General features: G+C 69.9%; 14 protein-coding genes. 7 read left to right on the top strand and 7 right to left on the bottom strand.

Features of this window, described 5'->3' with window-relative positions:
* Positions 1-3 precede the first annotated feature (3 nt).
* From LZ199_RS30600 to LZ199_RS30570, 7 genes are all read right to left on the bottom strand, one after another.
* Positions 4-825 (bottom strand): outer membrane beta-barrel domain-containing protein, encoded by an 822-nt coding sequence (locus LZ199_RS30600; protein WP_253997290.1) that lies wholly within the window; start codon positions 823-825, stop codon positions 4-6.
* A gap of 386 nt (positions 826-1,211) precedes the next feature.
* Positions 1,212-1,886: a 50S ribosomal protein L3 gene (rplC, locus tag LZ199_RS30595; protein WP_253997289.1), complete on the bottom strand. Its 675-nt coding sequence runs from the start codon at positions 1,884-1,886 to the stop codon at positions 1,212-1,214.
* 147 nt (positions 1,887-2,033) lie between these two features.
* Entirely contained in the window at positions 2,034-2,804 is a 771-nt protein-coding gene (locus LZ199_RS30590) for a hypothetical protein (protein WP_253997288.1), read from the bottom strand.
* Between the two features lie 65 nt (positions 2,805-2,869).
* Complete coding sequence (locus LZ199_RS30585; RefSeq protein WP_163870459.1) at positions 2,870-3,343, bottom strand: hypothetical protein; 474 nt, start codon at positions 3,341-3,343, stop codon at positions 2,870-2,872.
* A 58-nt stretch (positions 3,344-3,401) separates the two neighbouring features.
* Positions 3,402-4,478, bottom strand: coding sequence for a HupE/UreJ family protein (locus LZ199_RS30580; protein ID WP_253997287.1), 1,077 nt, complete (start codon positions 4,476-4,478; stop codon positions 3,402-3,404).
* A gap of 49 nt (positions 4,479-4,527) precedes the next feature.
* Positions 4,528-5,094, bottom strand: a complete 567-nt coding sequence (locus LZ199_RS30575) for a hypothetical protein (RefSeq protein WP_253997286.1) — start codon at positions 5,092-5,094, stop codon at positions 4,528-4,530.
* On the bottom strand, positions 5,091-5,249 hold the full coding sequence (locus LZ199_RS30570) for a lmo0937 family membrane protein (protein WP_253997285.1): 159 nt from the start codon (positions 5,247-5,249) through the stop codon (positions 5,091-5,093). Before LZ199_RS30570 ends, LZ199_RS30575 begins: the two co-directional genes overlap by 4 nt.
* Positions 5,250-5,512: 263 nt before the next feature.
* Here LZ199_RS30570 and LZ199_RS30565 point away from each other — a divergent pair, with 263 nt between their 5' ends.
* The 7 genes from LZ199_RS30565 (at position 5,513) to LZ199_RS30535 (ending at position 14,860) form a co-directional block, all read left to right on the top strand.
* The gene (locus LZ199_RS30565) at positions 5,513-6,250 is read left to right on the top strand and encodes a lytic transglycosylase domain-containing protein (RefSeq protein WP_253997284.1); all 738 of its coding nucleotides are present in this window, start codon (positions 5,513-5,515) and stop codon (positions 6,248-6,250) included.
* 224 nt (positions 6,251-6,474) lie between these two features.
* Entirely contained in the window at positions 6,475-6,795 is a 321-nt protein-coding gene (locus LZ199_RS30560; protein ID WP_253997283.1) for an STAS domain-containing protein, read from the top strand.
* A gap of 85 nt (positions 6,796-6,880) precedes the next feature.
* A complete protein-coding gene (locus tag LZ199_RS30555) occupies positions 6,881-7,864 on the top strand; it encodes an AAA family ATPase (RefSeq protein ID WP_253997282.1) in 984 nt (327 codons plus the stop codon).
* The gene (locus tag LZ199_RS30550) at positions 7,861-8,832 is read left to right on the top strand and encodes a DUF58 domain-containing protein (RefSeq protein WP_253997281.1); all 972 of its coding nucleotides are present in this window, start codon (positions 7,861-7,863) and stop codon (positions 8,830-8,832) included. The genes LZ199_RS30555 and LZ199_RS30550 overlap by 4 nt, the downstream gene beginning before the upstream one ends.
* Positions 8,829-10,889 carry a transglutaminase TgpA family protein gene (locus LZ199_RS30545; protein WP_253997280.1) on the top strand — a complete coding sequence of 687 codons (2,061 nt, stop codon included), beginning with the start codon at positions 8,829-8,831 and terminating at the stop codon, positions 10,887-10,889. The genes LZ199_RS30550 and LZ199_RS30545 overlap by 4 nt, the downstream gene beginning before the upstream one ends.
* Positions 10,890-11,345: 456 nt before the next feature.
* Positions 11,346-12,233: an RNA polymerase factor sigma-32 gene (locus LZ199_RS30540; protein WP_163870450.1), complete on the top strand. Its 888-nt coding sequence runs from the start codon at positions 11,346-11,348 to the stop codon at positions 12,231-12,233.
* Positions 12,234-12,397: 164 nt separating this feature from the next.
* Complete coding sequence (locus tag LZ199_RS30535; RefSeq protein WP_253997279.1) at positions 12,398-14,860, top strand: OPT family oligopeptide transporter; 2,463 nt, start codon at positions 12,398-12,400, stop codon at positions 14,858-14,860.
* Positions 14,861-14,931: the final 71 nt, after the last annotated feature.

Below are 14,931 nucleotides of genomic sequence, written 5' to 3'. Positions count from 1 at the left end.
TCCCTAGAAGGAAAAGGTGTAGCCGAGGTCGAACTGCACCAGGTGCGTGAGGCCGGGACTGGAGGCGACGTCACCCGTCACCCGCCCCGCCTCCCAGTCGTCGCGCACCAGGTTGACGCGGTAGTTGTCGCGGAACACCCAGTCGCGCAGCTCCAGCCGCACGCCGTGCTTGTCGAGGATGAAGAAGCGGAAGCCCACCGCCGCGGACACCACCGGCGCCATGCGCGTCTCGCGCACCCAGTAGTTCTCCGACGCGGAGCCGCGGTCCTCCAGCGAGGTGCGGTTGTCACAGACGCCCAGCTGGCGGTCCACCACCTGCGAGCACTGGATGACGGAGTTGCGCTGGAAGCTGCCCACGCCGCCCCCGGCCCAGACGTACGCCTGGAAGTGCGCCGGCAGGTCCGACACGAGGCTCAGCTTTCCGTAGATGGGCGCCCAGCGGATGCCGGCCACCCCGTGGAAGTTCATCTCCCAGAGGTCCTCCAGCTCGTCCGTGACGCGCTTGTCCTCGCGCGCCAGGAAGCTCTCGGAGATGGAGCGCGCCAGGCCCGTGTGGCGGCTGGCCGCATAGCCCGCGCGCGCCTCGATGGCGAAGGTGTTGAAGAGGTTGTAGGCGACACCACCGGTGAAGAAGTAGTGCGCCGTCAGGTGCGACTGGACGGGCAGCCCCACCCCCAGCGACACCTCCAGGTGGCCACCGGGCTCGTACAGCCGATTGCGGACAACGACGTTGTCGAGGACAGCCTCGTCGTCCTGCGCGGCGGCCCCAGTGGCCGCCAGCCAGACCAGCAGTGCAGCGAAGACGCGGAGCATGCGTGCGTTCATGGTTCCTGCCCGGCCCAAGGGGATGGGCCGCCGTGTGCGGGAGTTCAAAGCCTCCCCCATCCAGGGAGCCTGCGTCACCCGACGCCAGGTCCCTTCGTGGCGCATCCATGTGCGCACGGCTTCCACTCACGACAAGGCATTCGGGCCACGAGGCGGAATTATTTTCACCCTCGGGCACCCGCGCCGCCCACCGGTCAACGTTTCAGGGCCGGGAAACGCCCACGTCCGGGCACGACACGGGCCACGGCTTCCCACCGGGGACACACCCGTGCCCACTCCGGCCGCAGCGAAGCCCGCAAAAGGAAACGCCCCGCCCGGATGCCCGACGAATCGGGCCCGGATGCGGGGCGTCAGGAGCGCTTCAGGAGAAGACGCTCAGCAGCGGATCAACCGCGGCGCGCGGCCTTGTGCTGCTCGCGCATCGCCACCTTGATGCTGGGGCGCAGGAAGACGATGGCGTTGTTGTGGCCGGGGACGGCGCCCTTGACCAGCACGAGGCCCTTCTCCAGGTCCACTTCGACGACGGTCAGGTTCTGCGTGGTGACCTGCTCCACGCCGTAGTGACCCGGCATCTTCTTGTTGGGGTAGACGCGGCCCGGCGTCTTACGTTGACCGATGGCGCCCGGGTGACGCTGATACTCGTGCGTACCGTGCGTCTTGGTCTGCGAACCCTTGAAGCTCCAGCGGCGCATGACGCCGGAGAAGCCACGACCCTTGGTCACGCCCGTGACGTCCACGAGCTGGCCCTTGGAGAAGAGGTCCGCCTTGATGGCGTCGCCGACGTTGAAGGAGGTGGCCTCCTCCACCGTGACGCGGAACTCCTTCACGTGGCGGCGGTACGGGACGTTGGCCTTCTTGAAGAAGCCCCGCTCGCACTTGTTCAGAATCTTCTCGCGAATCTCACCAAAGCCCAGGGTGACCGCGGAGTACTGATCCTTCTCCGGGGTACGCTTGCCCACGACCTGGCAGGTGCTCACGTCGATGACCGTCACGGGAACGAGGTTGCCCTCGTCATTGAACACCTGGGTCATCCCGATTTTCTTGCCAATCAGACCCTTCACGTCGTCCTCACACTGCCAGCGCGCGTAGGCGCGGAAAAACCCAATAAAATCAATGATCTGGCCCGCGAACTAGACTGCGGTCCCCAGGAAGCGGCGCAATGTAGCAGACATACCCCCTACGTCAAGCACTACGGGCGGGGGAGCGCCTCACTGAGCGCGATCAAGCCTTGGGTAGAAGGCCGCGAGCTGCGCATCAGCGATTCGTTGAGCGTACACGTCCTCGCCCAACAGGAACAGCGCTTGATCCAGATAATCCTCGGCGGCCTTCACCTGTTCCTCCAACGTGGCGATGGATTGATCCACTTCCGCCATGCGCCGCTCGTGCTCGGCCAGTCGGACCTCGGCCTCGTCCTCCATCTCCAGCAGGCGCTTGTGGGCCAGGATGCCGGCCGAGCCGGGCTGACCGGGCTCGGGCGTGAGGGCGGTGGACAGCCGCTCGTCCAGGTCCTCGACCTCCCGGCCGAGCCGCATCTGGGTGAGGCGGTTCTTCTTGAGGTTGGTGCGAGCGACGTCGATGCGGGAGACATCCTGCCGCGTCAGCTCCATGTCGGCGATCTTTGCCTCCAGCTTGATGAGGCCGTCGGCGGCGTAGCGCAGCTCCGCGCGCTTGGTGGCGAGCGTCTTGCGCAGGTCCTTCACCTTGCCGTCGATGGCATCCACGGCCTTCTTCCATTTGCGGACGGTGGCCTGGAGGCCGACCTTCTCCGCTTCCTGCTCGTCGAGGAACGCCTGATAGGCGGCGTCCTCGTCGTTCATCTCCTGCTCGAACGCCGCCAGCTCGTCACGGCGCGCCACCACCGCCTCCTCCGCCTTGTAGACGCGGTCCATGGAGCGGGGGCAGTTCGGCTTGCCCGGGAGTCTGTCCCGGGCGAGGTCGCCGAGCTGAAAGATGAGATCGTCGTAGCTCTCCTTCGCCATGGGCGGATTTCTACGCCCAAAAAGCGGGGACTGTCACCGGGAGAGCGAGCGCCCGACGCTCGTTTTCAGGAGTCGGCGGGCGCGGCGGCGGCGGTGGAGCTGGCCATGGTGGTCGCGGCCAGGGGTCCCTCGGCCAGGGCGAGCAGCTCCCGGGCGCGGTCCTGCTCCTCGGTGCGGTTGAGCTCGCAGACCCACGCGGAGGACAGGTCCGCCTGCTGCCGGGCCAGCTCCGCGGTCGTCTCGTAGCGCGCGGCGGACGCTCGGGCGAAGGCGCCCTCCCGCCGCAGCTCCTTGAGCGTGTCCGCATCCAGCTCGATCTCCTCGGGGGGCACCGGCAGGGGCCCCCGTCCCAGCGCCGCCAGTCGCGCGAGCAGCCGCGAGGCGTGCGCTCGGCAGAAGGCGGCGAGCACCATCAGCCTCGCGCGGACCCTTGCGTCCATGATCCGCTCGGCGAGCATCGTCATCCGCCGGGCGGAGACGACCTCCGCCTCCCACGCGGCCGCCAGTGCCGCGGCCAGCCGGGTATGCCTCGCACCCATCTACGTCCCCCGATCCCTACCCACTTCGAGCCCAACGTAGGGATGGGTGTCTCCGGATTCAACCGAGTGCGCGCTCGACCATCCAGTAACCACCAGCGGCGAGGATGCACACGGACAACACTCGCACCGCCCCCCGGTGCAGCCCGGGCCTGCGCTGGAGCATGCGCAGCGGCGGCAGCAGCACCACGACGACCATCGCCTGCCCCAGCTCCACGCCCAGGTTGAAGCCCACCAGCGACTTCACGACCGAGTCTCCCAGGCCATAGCCCGCCAGCACGCTCGCGAAGCCGAAGCCGTGCACCAGCCCGAAGAGGAAGGTGATGAGCGCGCGGTGGCGGTGCTCCTTCAGCACCAGGTTCTCCACCGCCACATAGATGATGGACGCGGCGATGGCGGCCTCCACCCAGCGCACCCGGCCCTCGTCGAGGACTATCCAGCCGAGCGCGGTGGCCCCCAGCGTCAGCGAGTGCGCCACCGTGAAGGACGTCACCAGGAGCAGCACCCGCTTGAGCCCGCCCCCCACCAGCAGCACCGCCAGCAGGAAGGCGAGATGATCCACGCCCTCGAAGATGTGGCGCAGGCCCAGCCCCACCCAGCCGAAGAAGCCGCTGACGGCCGACGAGGTCCCCTGCCCTGCTCCGGGAATGGCGAGCGAGGGCTGGGTGGCGTCCGCGAAGAGCGCCCCGGGCAGCTCCCCGTCCACCGCGCTGCCCAGGATGACGCGATAGCCGGCGGGCAGCACCGACAGCACGGTGTAGCGCTGCTGGAGCGGCCCCTCCGGACAGGTGAAGGTGGCGGACAGCTCCACGAACGTCTGGCGGAGCAGCGCTGTGTGGGAGGCGCGCGCGCAGGGCTGGCCTCCGGCGGTGAGCGGCATCGCGTCCCACACGCCGACCTCGAGCGCGGTCCGGCGGGCGTCGAGATCCGCCTGGGACACCGTCCCATCTCCGTCCGCGTCCGCGGGGACGAGCAGGGCCAGCGTGCCGGCGGTGAGCGTGATGACCTGGCGCACCTCGGGCTCGGCGGGCCCGGCGCGGCGCACCTGCGTGTAGAGGATGTCGGCGTCGTGGGCGGAGGCGGCGCTCGACAGCAGCCACAGACCCGCGAGCAGCCCTCTCCAGGGGAACTTCGTCATGGCGCGCGAGCCTGCCGTCCCGGGCGGCCCGCGTCCACCGGCCCTGGGGCTATTCCGGGATGACCTCCAGCTGGATCTGCTGCCGACCGCTCAAGCCCCCATGCCGGGCGCCACAGCGGGGACAGAAGATGAGCTGATCCCACTCCCAGAGCAGCTTCACGTCCTCACCACAGCACAGCATGGGAATCACGCGCAGCAGCTCATCCGGCTCCGGCTCCATGGGCCCCGGCAGCGCCTCCGGCGCCACCGCGACGAAGGTGGGACGGGGGTTGAGCGACAGCGTGCGCGAGACATGCGCGAGCTGCTCGTAGCGGACGTGGTTGGCCCACGCGCGCGCCACCGACTCCAGATGCGTCTGCTGCGCGGGGGTGAGGAAGCCGTCCGCCTCCGCGCGATTGCCGCAGTAGGGGCAGCGCCACACGGGCAGCCCCTCCTCGCCTTCGTGCGCGTTCTCCAGCGCGAAGAAGGCCTGGAGCTTGTGCAAGAGCGCGCGGGCGTCGTGCGGGCCTGGTCGCGTCTTGAAGGGGCGCATGCAGCTGGGACACTCGCGGCGCGTGAAGCCCGCGGTGTCCCGAGGCAGCTCCACGCCCTCCGCCTCCAGGCCCGGGCCACTCATGACAGCGCCGTCCGCCGGCCCCGCGACACCACGCCCATCACGAAGGCCACCAGCGCGAAGACCAGGAACAGGTGCACCCAGTACCCCTCGGTGGAGCCCGCCGTCAGGCCCAGTCCCCACAGCACCATCAGGATCATCCCTATCGTCCAGTACACGCGACACCTCCCCTCGTCCCCTAGCCGGACCGGCGCAAGCTAGGAACGCGCGGGCCCCCAGGCAACCCATGTGCTTTTCACAGGAAGCAAAGTTCCCTCTCCGGGCATTTTTTCCGACCCGTGAGAGACCGCGCGCCTCATGAATCCGTCGGAGTTCCAAGAGATCTAAAGGAGATAGAGGGAAGCAACCCCCGCATAGGGCTCTGGCACGGCGCCTGCTTGGGTGTCTCCCCGTCGGAGTCGAACGAACTGGGGAGGGCGGGATGAGGGGCTGGACGGTGGCGGTGACGACGGCTGCGATGCTGGTGGGAGCGGGTGCTCAGGCGTTTCCGGTGCAGGTGCCCTCGGGCCCCCAGGGTGAGCCGGCGGAGGTGACGCAGCTGCGCACCCAGCTGGAGCAGCGGGAGCTGGAGCTGAGGGCGGCGCTGGCGAAGCTGCAGGTGTACGAGGACGAGGCGCTGCACGCGGAGGCGGAGCGGCTGGGCGTGGTGGAGCTGGTGAAGGCGTCGGGCCTGCCGGTGCACCAGCAGCGTCGGCTGTCGGTGGCCATCGTCCGCGAGGCTCAGCGCAACAACGTGGACCCGCTGCTGGTGGTGGCGGTCATCAAGTGCGAGAGCTCCTTCAACAACTACGCGGTGTCCCACGTGGGCGCCATGGGGCTGATGCAGGTGATGCCGGACACGGGCACGTGGCTGGCGGACAAGGCCGGCTTCCGGCTGGGCCGCAGCACCAACCTGTTCGACGCCGAGACGAACGTGGCCCTGGGCACGGCCTACCTGGCGGACCTCATCGAGCGCTTCGGCTCCGTGGAGAAGGCCCTGGTCGCCTACAACGCGGGCCCCGGGCTGGCCCGGCGCATCCTGGCGAAGAAGGAGTCGCGCACGAAGTTCATGGCGGGCTACCCCACCAAGGTGGTGAAGGAGTTCCGCAAGCTGAAGGCCTACCAGGAGCGTCAGCTCACCCTGGCCGATCAGCAGAAGACGGTTGACCGCCAGGGTTGATCGCCAGGCGACACCCAGGGCGCCCGGCACCTGACAGTCGCGTCATTGTTACGAATCCGGGGCTGAAATTCCTTCCTCATCCGAGGCAGTGTTCGCGCCGGGCAGTGCACCCCATGGATTTTCCATGGGTTTTCCGGGTGAGACATTGGCCCGGAATGTGCTCCTGCCGCCGTGCCCAAGACTTTGGCACGGCGCGCACACACCATCCACGGGAGAGCACAGCAATGGCGGGTTTGCAGATCCACCGCGAGGACGTCGCAGGTCACATCACCCTGCGTTTGGAAGGGGTTCTGGACGGAAAGACGGCCCATGAGGTCCAGCTGTCGTTGGACTCCTTGAAGGGCTGTGAGGTGGTGCTGGACTTCACCCATCTGCGCGAGTTCAAGGACAGCGCGGTGGGAGTGCTGACGCGGAACATGGCGAATTCGGTGAAGCTGCAAGGGCTGGCCACGCATCACGAGCGGATGTTTCGCTACTTCGGGGTGGGCGCCAGCGTCGTCGCCCACCGGCCCTACTACACGCCCGAGGATGTGCTCTCCCTCTGAGGTGACGAGGGAGCGGGCGTCCCCGGAGGACGCCCTGGAGACTGGCGTGCCGGCCCCCGGGGGAGTCGGCTAGAGTGGCGGGCAGATGAACCAGCCCGCCCGCGTTCTCGCCGCCGCCGCACCTTCTCCCGCAACCGCGCGCACGGCGATGGAGCGCATCTCCGCCGAGCTGGGCCGGGCCGTCCAGGGCAAGGAAGCCCAGGCCCGACTGGTGACGACGTGCCTGGTCTCCGGCGGGCATCTGTTGCTGGAGGACGTGCCAGGTGTCGGGAAGACGACACTGGCGGAGGCCCTGGCCCGGGCGTGCGGGCTGAGCTTCGCGCGCGTCCAGTTCACCGCGGACCTGATGCCGGCCGACATCCTCGGCGCCCAGATATTCCACGCCCAGACGGCCACCTTCCAGTTCCGCCCCGGTCCCCTCTTCCGTCAGCTGGTGCTCGCGGACGAGCTGAACCGCGCCCCGCCCCGCACGCAGTCCGCGCTGCTGGAGGCCATGGCGCAGGGACAGGTGTCACTGGACGGGAGCACGCACGCGCTGCCCTCGCCCTTCACCGTGGTGGCCACCCAGAACCCGGTGGACTTCTCCGGCACCTATCCCCTCCCCGACTCGCAGCTGGACCGCTTCATGCTGCGTCTGTCCCTGGGGCACCCCGCCCCGGACGTGGAGGCGAAGCTCCTGGCCACCCGGGGACGCGCGCCGCCGCTGGATGCGGTGCAGACGGTGTCCAGCCCCGAGGAGGTGGACATGCTGCGGACGCTCGCCTCGGAGCTGCGGCTGGACGGCACGGTGGCCGACTACGTCGTGCGGCTGGCGCGGGCGACACGCGAGCACGGTGACATCGAGCGAGGCGCCTCCACGCGCGCGGTGCTGGCGCTGGGCGCCGCGGCCCGGACGCAGGCCTTGTGGGAGGCGCGTGACTTCGTGACGCCCGGGGATGTGCGGGCGGTGCTGGTGCCGTGCTGGGCGCACCGCGTGCTCCTACGCAGCGCCGTGCAGGGCGTGGCCGCGCGCGACGAGGCGGCGCACCTCTTGGAGGAGCTGACGCGAAAGGTGCCGGCGCCGCGGTGAACCTCCGCCTGAAGCAACGTCGGGCGCGCCTCCGCGCCTGGCTGCGGCCGCCGCGCACCCTCAAGGTGACGCGCATTGGCCGCACGTATCTGGTGGTGACGTTCGGCGTGGGCCTGGGCGCGCTCAACACCGGCAACAACCTGCTGTACCTGCTGCTGGGCCTGCTCTTGAGCATGGTGGTGGTGTCCGGCGTACTGTCGGAGCGGTGCATCCGGGACATCTCCGTGCGGCGCGTGGGCACGGACGCGGCCTTCGCCGGGGAGCCCTTCGCCTTCCGCTGGGCCGTGTCCCGCAAGCAGGGCCATGCCTTCGCCCTCACCTTCTCGGAGGCGGACTCTCCGCTGCTGGGCGGGGGCGGCGTGGGCTACCTGCCGGCGAACGTGGAGCACGTGGTGCGGGCCAATCTCACCGCGCCACGCCGGGGGCCCTTGCGGATGACAGGCGTGCGCGTCACCACGACGTGGCCCCTGGGCCTGTTCGCCAAGACGCGCGTGCTGCCCCTGGAGGGCCTGCTGCTCGTCTATCCCAAGCGCACCTATGCGTGTCAGGAGCCCGGGGACGCGGAGCGCGGACCGGTGGGCGACTCGGGCAACCCCCGCCGCAACGACGGCAGCGGCGACGTGACGGGCCTCAGGGAGCTGGCCGAGGGCGAGGACGCGCGCCGCATCCACTGGCTCAAGAGCGCGTCGACGGGGAAGCTCCTGCGCGTGGAGCGCGAGCGCGAGGAGCGCCGCACGTGGGTGCTCACCGTGGAGGCGGGGCTCGCGGGCGACGCGCTGGAGCGGCGGTGCGAGGAGGTGGCGGCGCTGGCGCACCGGCTGCTCGACGAGGGCCATGAGGTGGGGCTCAACACCACCGACCGACGGCTGCGCTCCGGGGCGGGCTCCGCGCAGGAGAAGCGCATCCTCCGGGCCCTGGCGTGGCTGGGCTTCGAGGGCGCTCGCGAGGAAGAAGAGGAGGCGGCATGACGAAGGGCTCGCGGCTGCGCCTGGTGCTGCGGGACGTGGCCTCCGGCTGCGCCTTCGCGTCGATGGCCGTGTCCGGTCAGCTTCCGTTGTGGACGCTGGGCCTCTATGGCGTCGCGCTGGTGGCGGCGCTCGCGGGCAAGCGCCTGTTCGCCAGACGCGCGAAGCTCACGGCGCTGCTGCTCCTGGGCGTGGCGGCGGTGCTGGCGGTGAATGTCACGTCCGGCGCCCTCAACCTCGTGGTCGCCGCGTGTGCCTTCGCGGGCCTCATCTCCGCGCACCGGCTCCTGTCCGCGCCGGACGCCGCCACGGATGGACAGGTGCACCTGTCTGGCCTGCTGATGGTGGCGGGTGGCGCGGCCCTGTCGGGCGAGCTCGTCTACGGCCTGTTCCTCGTCGCCTTCAGCGTGCTGTCCAGCGTGTCCATGGCGCTGGGCGTGGTGGAGGCCGCGGTGCCGGAGGGCGAGCCCGTGCCGGTGCGCGCGGTGCTGCGTCCCCTGGCGACGGGCGTCACCTTCGCGGTGGCCGGGGCCATGGCCTTCTTCATCCTCTTCCCCCGCCTGAACTGGAACATGACGGGCCCGCGCGCCGCGCCGGGATTGGGGCCTGCGACGACGGGCTTCTCCAACACCGTGCGGCTGGGCGGCGCGGGGACCATCAAGGACAACCCTCGCATCGTCCTGCGCGCGACGCTGAGCCCGGACCCCGGGGGGGACGCGCTCAACGCCTACTGGGTGGGCCGCACCTACGACATCTTCGACGGGCTGGAGTGGACCAACGCGGGCGGCGTGCGCCGCGAGCGCGAGCCGCTCCTCACGCTGCGCCCGGGCGGCGACAACCTCATCCACCAGCGCGTGGAGTTGCTGCCCGCATATGGCGGCCGCACGCTCATCGCCCTGGAGACGCCGTCGCGGCTGGGCAACGCGGTGGCCAACGGCAGCACCGGCAGCCGGCGGACCTTCCTCCAGGAGCTGGCAGGCGGCGAGGCGCGCTTCCTGGAGGCGGGCCTCTCCTACTCCTACGAGGCCTACAGCCTTCCGCCGGGCGGCAGCGGCGACACCTTCCGGCGCCTGCCCTCGGTGGAGCAGGACGCGCTGCTCGCGCTGCCGGAGGCGTTGGACCCTCGCGTCTCCCAGACGGCGGCGCGCGTGCTCAACGGCGAGCGCGAGCCCCTGGCCGCGGCGCAGAAGCTGGCCGCCTGGCTCCAGCGCGAGCACGCGTACACGCTGGAGCTGAGCGGCGAGCGCGAGGACCCGCTGGCGGACTTCCTCTTCGAGCGGAAGGCCGGCCACTGCGAGCACTTCGCCACCGCGCTCACGCTGATGCTGCGCACCCAGGGCATCCGCGCGCGGCTGGCCACGGGCTTCTTCGGCGGCGAGCGCGTCAATGACGGCTACGTCCTGCGGGCCGGCGACGCGCACGCGTGGACGCACGTGCTGGTGCCCGAGCGCGGCTTCGTCACCGTGGACGCGACGCCTCCGGCCCACCGCCCCAGCCAGGGCTCGCGGCTGCTCCAGCGGCTGCTGGGCTTGTACGAAGCGCTGGAGTCGCGGTGGCGCAACTCCGTCGTCGACTACTCCTTCCGGGACCAGGTGGACGTGGCGCGCGCGCTGGTGCGTCCGCCGAAGGGCTCCGAGAGCACGGAGCGAAGCCGCCTGCCTCCTCCGCGCGCCTGGGGCGCCGCCCTGCTGGCGGGCATGGTCGTCTACGCCGCGTGGCGCCTGGTGACGCGGCTGGTGGGGCGCCCTCGCCCGCATGAGGCCACGCGCTTCGTCGACCTGGTGGAAGCGGTGCTCCTCCCGGCGCGGCTGTTCCGGGCCGAGGGCGAGACGCTCGAGGACCTGGACGCGCGGCTGGCGCGCGAGGGCCATCCGCTGGCGCCCGCGCTGGCCCCCGCCACCCGGCGCTACCTGGAAGCCCGCTTCGGTGGGCGTCCCCTGCGCCAGGGCGAAGCGGAGCAGCTGATTCGCGCGCTCCAGCGCGCCGTCACGGCGCACGTGCGGCTCGAGGCCCAGCGAGCTCGCGCGGCGGCGGCGGAGCCCCGGGCTCGCGCGTCCTGAAGCTCGCGTGTCCGGATGCCCCTCGGGCGTCCCTGCTCGCGCGGAAAATGCTCCCGGACAGCATCCCCCGCCGTCGTTAGCCGTTCTTCACGGGAAGACGACAGCGGCCCATGCGGCCCTGTCGCCAGGGGCTCCCTTGCCTGGCTGCTGGGGGCCCCATGCTCGCTTCGCGTCCCGGGTGAAGAACCCGGACGCTCCTCGCGGGAGGCATGTCGTGCACAGAGGGGCACATTCTACAGCCGTGAAGTCGCGGCGAGTTCCCTGGTCGGCCGTAACCGTTACAGCCCTTTGTCTTTGTACATGAGCTCCGCATCCGCCAACCCCCCGCAGACATTGGGGAAGGTGTGGGACATCGCGCTGGCACCGCGGTTGCTCTGACAGCCTTCGTTCAGTCGTCAAGCGGTCCGAAAACCTAGCGGCCTCGTCAGCGAGGCCCCACGTCGGGAGAAACCATCCATGCAGGCGTCCACCGAGCAGTCGTCCAACTCCGGCTCCCTGGCGATGTACCTCTCGGAGATCAACCACTACAACCTCCTCACCGTGGAGGAGGAGCAGGCGCTCGCGCGCAGCTTCATCCGCGGTGAGCTGGCGGCGGGTCACCGGTTGGTCACCTCCAACCTGCGCTTCGTGGTGAAGGTCGCCTACGAGTACCGCTCCTACGGCATCAAGATGTCGGACCTCATCCAGGAGGGGAACATCGGCCTGATGAAGGCCGTGCAGAAGTTCGACCCGGACAAGGGCATCCGCCTCATCTCCTACGCCGTCTGGTGGATTCGCGCGTACATCCAGAACTACATCCTCAAGAGCTGGTCGCTGGTGAAGCTCGGCACCACGCAGGCGCAGCGGAAGCTGTTCTTCAGCCTGGCGCGCACGCGCCGCGAGCTGGAGAAGTTTGGCAACGGCGAGGCCGTGGTGAACGTGGAGGAGATTGCCCGCCGCCTGCACGTCAAGCCGGGCGAGGTCCGGGAGATGGAGCAGCGCATGGGCGGCCGGGACTTGTCCCTGGACGCGCCCATGGGCGAGGACGGCGGCAACAGCCACGTGGACTTCGTGGTCAGCGCCGCGGCGCCGCAGGATGACGAGTTCGCCGACAAGGAAGAGGCGGGCCTCATCAACGCCCGCGTCCGCACCGCGCTGATGCGGTTGGATCCGCGCGAGCGCTTCATCATCGAACAGCGGGTGATGAACGAGCGCCCCATGACGCTCAAGGAGCTGGGCGAGCACTTCGGGTTCTCCCGCGAGCGCGCCCGTCAGCTGGAGATCCGCGCCAAGGACAAGCTGAAGACCGAGCTGGCGGCGCTGATGGCCGAGGTGGATCCGGACGCCGCGGCGATGCAGCAGTAGCCCCCGCCGGACTGACGCGGCGGGTCGGGCCCGCTGGAACGAGAGCTCGCCAGGCGCCTCCACCCACTCGGGGTGGGGGCGCTTGTCATTTGCGGGGCATCACTTCGCGTCGCGGGCGGGGCCCTGCTAGAAGGGGCCCGATTCCCTCGTAAGGAGCCTTTCGCTTGGCCCACGGTACCCCGCCGGTCGTCGACGAGCGCGTCCCGATCGCGCAAATGCAGTCGCTCCACCAGCACACGCCCTACGTCCCACCCGAGCAGTCGCCCACGGAGATGACGATTCGAGCCCTGGTGCTCGGCTCGTTCCTGGGCATCGTGTTCGCCGCCTCGTCCGTGTACCTGGCCATCAAGGTCGGCCTCACGGTGTCCGCGTCGATTCCGGTGGCGGTGCTCTCCATCGCCATCTTCCGGGCGGTGGGCAAGTCGAACATCCTGGAGAACACCATCGTCCAGACGACGGGCTCGGCGGGCGAATCGCTGGCCTTCGGCGTGGCCGCGGCGCTCCCCGCGCTGCTGCTGCTGGGCTACGACATCAGCCTGACGCACGCCTTCCTCGTGGCGGCGCTGGGCGGCGTGCTCGGCGTGTTGATGATGATTCCGCTGCGCCAGGGCCTCATCGTCCAGGAGCACGGCAAGCTGCCCTACCCGGAAGGGACGGCCAGCGCGGACGTGCTCATCGTCGGTGAGCAGGGCGGCACCAACGCGCGCACGGTCATCATCGGCTTCCTGGTGGGCGGCATCTACAAGTTCGCCTACTCCGGAATGAAGCTGTTCCGCGAGGTGCTGAGCACGCCCCTCAAGGGACTCAAGAGCGCCACGCTGTCCACCGAGGTCAGCCCGGAGCTGCTCGGCGTGGGCTACATCATCGGCCCGCGCGTGGCGGCCATCACCTTCGCCGGTGGCGTGCTGAGCTACCTCATCCTCATCCCCGCCATCTCCTTCTTCGGCGCGGGGTTGGAGCAGCCGCTGCTGGTGCACAACGGGCAGCTCATCCGGGACATGTCCCCGGACCAGATTCGCAACGCGTACGTGCTCTACATCGGCGCGGGCGCCGTCGCGACGGGCGGACTCATCAGCCTCATCCGCTCGCTGCCGACCATCATCGGCGCGTTCAAGCGCGGCGTGGAGTCGCTCAAGGCCTCGCGCGGGCACGGCGGCGGGCCGCAGCTGCTCCGCACGGACCAGGACCTCCCCATCACCGTCGTCCTGGTGGGCAGCGCGGCCCTGGTGCTCGCCATCTGGCTGGCGCCGCCGCTGGAGGTGAACTTCATCTCCGCCGTCCTCATCATCATCTTCGGCTTCTTCTTCGTGACGGTGAGCGCGCGAATCACCGGTGAGATTGGCAGCTCCTCCAATCCCATCTCCGGCATGGTGGTGGCCACGCTGCTCGTCACCTGCCTCGTGTATCTCCTGGCAGGGTGGACCAGCTCGCAGGACCGCTTCATGGCCCTCACCACGGCGGCCATCGTCGGAATCGCCGCCTCCAACGGCGGCACCACCGCGCAGGACTTGAAGACGGCCTTCCTCGTCGGCGGCACGCCCAAGAAGCAGCAGATCGCCCTCTTCGTCGGCGTGCTCACCAGCGCGATGTTCATCGGCCTGGTGCTGGTGACGCTGAACAAGGGCGCCACCGTGACGATTCCGGAGCCGCACCCCGGCGTGCAAGTCACCGAGATGACCCAGGAGACGCGCACCCAGTACACCTTCCCGTGGGCCGTGTCCGCACAGGCGCTGACGTCGCGCGGGCTGGACGAGGCCGCGCTGCGCAAGGCGGCCTGGGCGCAGGGCTATGACCTGGCTTCCCAGGATGGCGCGCTGGTGCTGCACAGCTGGCGGCAGGTGAGCGCGCAGGGCGTGAGCGGCGTGACGTTGAGCCCCACGGGCGGCTCGCAGGTGAAGGTGTCCGAGCTGGGCGCCATCACCGAGGGCCCCCAGCGCACCTTCAAGGAAGGCTACGTGCGCGGCGCGGACACCCCGGTGCCCGCGGGCAAGTACCTGGTGGATGACAGCGGCAGCATCCAGTACGTGGTGGACCCGGGCATCGGCGGACGCATCAGCAGCTACGAGGGCCAGGCCCTCACCCGCTACGCCGCGCCCAAGGCGCAGCTCTTCGCGCTCATCATCGACGGCATCCTCACGCAGCGGCTGCCGTGGGACCTGGTGCTGCTGGGCGTGTTCATCGCGCTGATGCTGGAGCTGTGCGGCGTGTCCTCGCTGCCCTTCGCGGTGGGCGTGTACCTGCCCATCAGCAGCAGCGCGCCGCTCTTCGTCGGCGGCATGGTGCGCTACCTGGTGGACCGCCTGCGCGGTGGCAGCGAGTCCGACTTCTCACCGGGCACCCTGCTCTCCTCCGGCTACATCGCCGGTGGCTCGATTGCCGGCGTGCTCATCGCCTTCCTCGAAATCGCCACGGACGGCGCGGGCTCGCGCGCCATCAACCTGCCGGCCGTGTTCGGCCACGAGGGCGCCTTCGGTGGCTTCCTCAACGCGGTGGGCGAGAGCGAGCTGGCGCACCCCCTCTGGTCCAACCTCTGGGGCCTGCTCTTCTTCGGCGGCCTGACGTTGTTCCTGCTGCGCTCCGCCCTCAAGGGCCCCAGCGCCGCGGTGTCACCACCGCCCGGCAAGTAGGCCCGTGAGGTGACGGCGCTCCCCTGCTGGGAGCGCCGTCCCTCCGGTCACCGTTGAACTCCGAAGCGGCT

It is taken from the genome of Myxococcus qinghaiensis, assembly GCF_024198215.1.
Taxonomy (GTDB): domain Bacteria; phylum Myxococcota; class Myxococcia; order Myxococcales; family Myxococcaceae; genus Myxococcus; species Myxococcus qinghaiensis.
Note: the sequence above shows the minus strand (reverse complement) of the source record. Positions and strands in the feature narration are given on the sequence as shown.

Coding starts and splice junctions, on each gene's coding strand:
- LZ199_RS30565 (WP_253997284.1), top strand. CDS start 5,513: ATGAGGGGCTGGACGGTGGCGGTGACGACGGCTGCGATGCTGGTGGGA.
- LZ199_RS30545 (WP_253997280.1), top strand. CDS start 8,829: ATGACGAAGGGCTCGCGGCTGCGCCTGGTGCTGCGGGACGTGGCCTCC.
- LZ199_RS30575 (WP_253997286.1), bottom strand. CDS start 5,094: ATGAGTGGCCCGGGCCTGGAGGCGGAGGGCGTGGAGCTGCCTCGGGAC.
- LZ199_RS30560 (WP_253997283.1), top strand. CDS start 6,475: ATGGCGGGTTTGCAGATCCACCGCGAGGACGTCGCAGGTCACATCACC.
- LZ199_RS30585 (WP_163870459.1), bottom strand. CDS start 3,343: ATGGGTGCGAGGCATACCCGGCTGGCCGCGGCACTGGCGGCCGCGTGG.
- LZ199_RS30590 (WP_253997288.1), bottom strand. CDS start 2,804: ATGGCGAAGGAGAGCTACGACGATCTCATCTTTCAGCTCGGCGACCTC.
- LZ199_RS30580 (WP_253997287.1), bottom strand. CDS start 4,478: ATGACGAAGTTCCCCTGGAGAGGGCTGCTCGCGGGTCTGTGGCTGCTG.
- LZ199_RS30555 (WP_253997282.1), top strand. CDS start 6,881: ATGAACCAGCCCGCCCGCGTTCTCGCCGCCGCCGCACCTTCTCCCGCA.
- LZ199_RS30600 (WP_253997290.1), bottom strand. CDS start 825: ATGAACGCACGCATGCTCCGCGTCTTCGCTGCACTGCTGGTCTGGCTG.
- LZ199_RS30540 (WP_163870450.1), top strand. CDS start 11,346: ATGCAGGCGTCCACCGAGCAGTCGTCCAACTCCGGCTCCCTGGCGATG.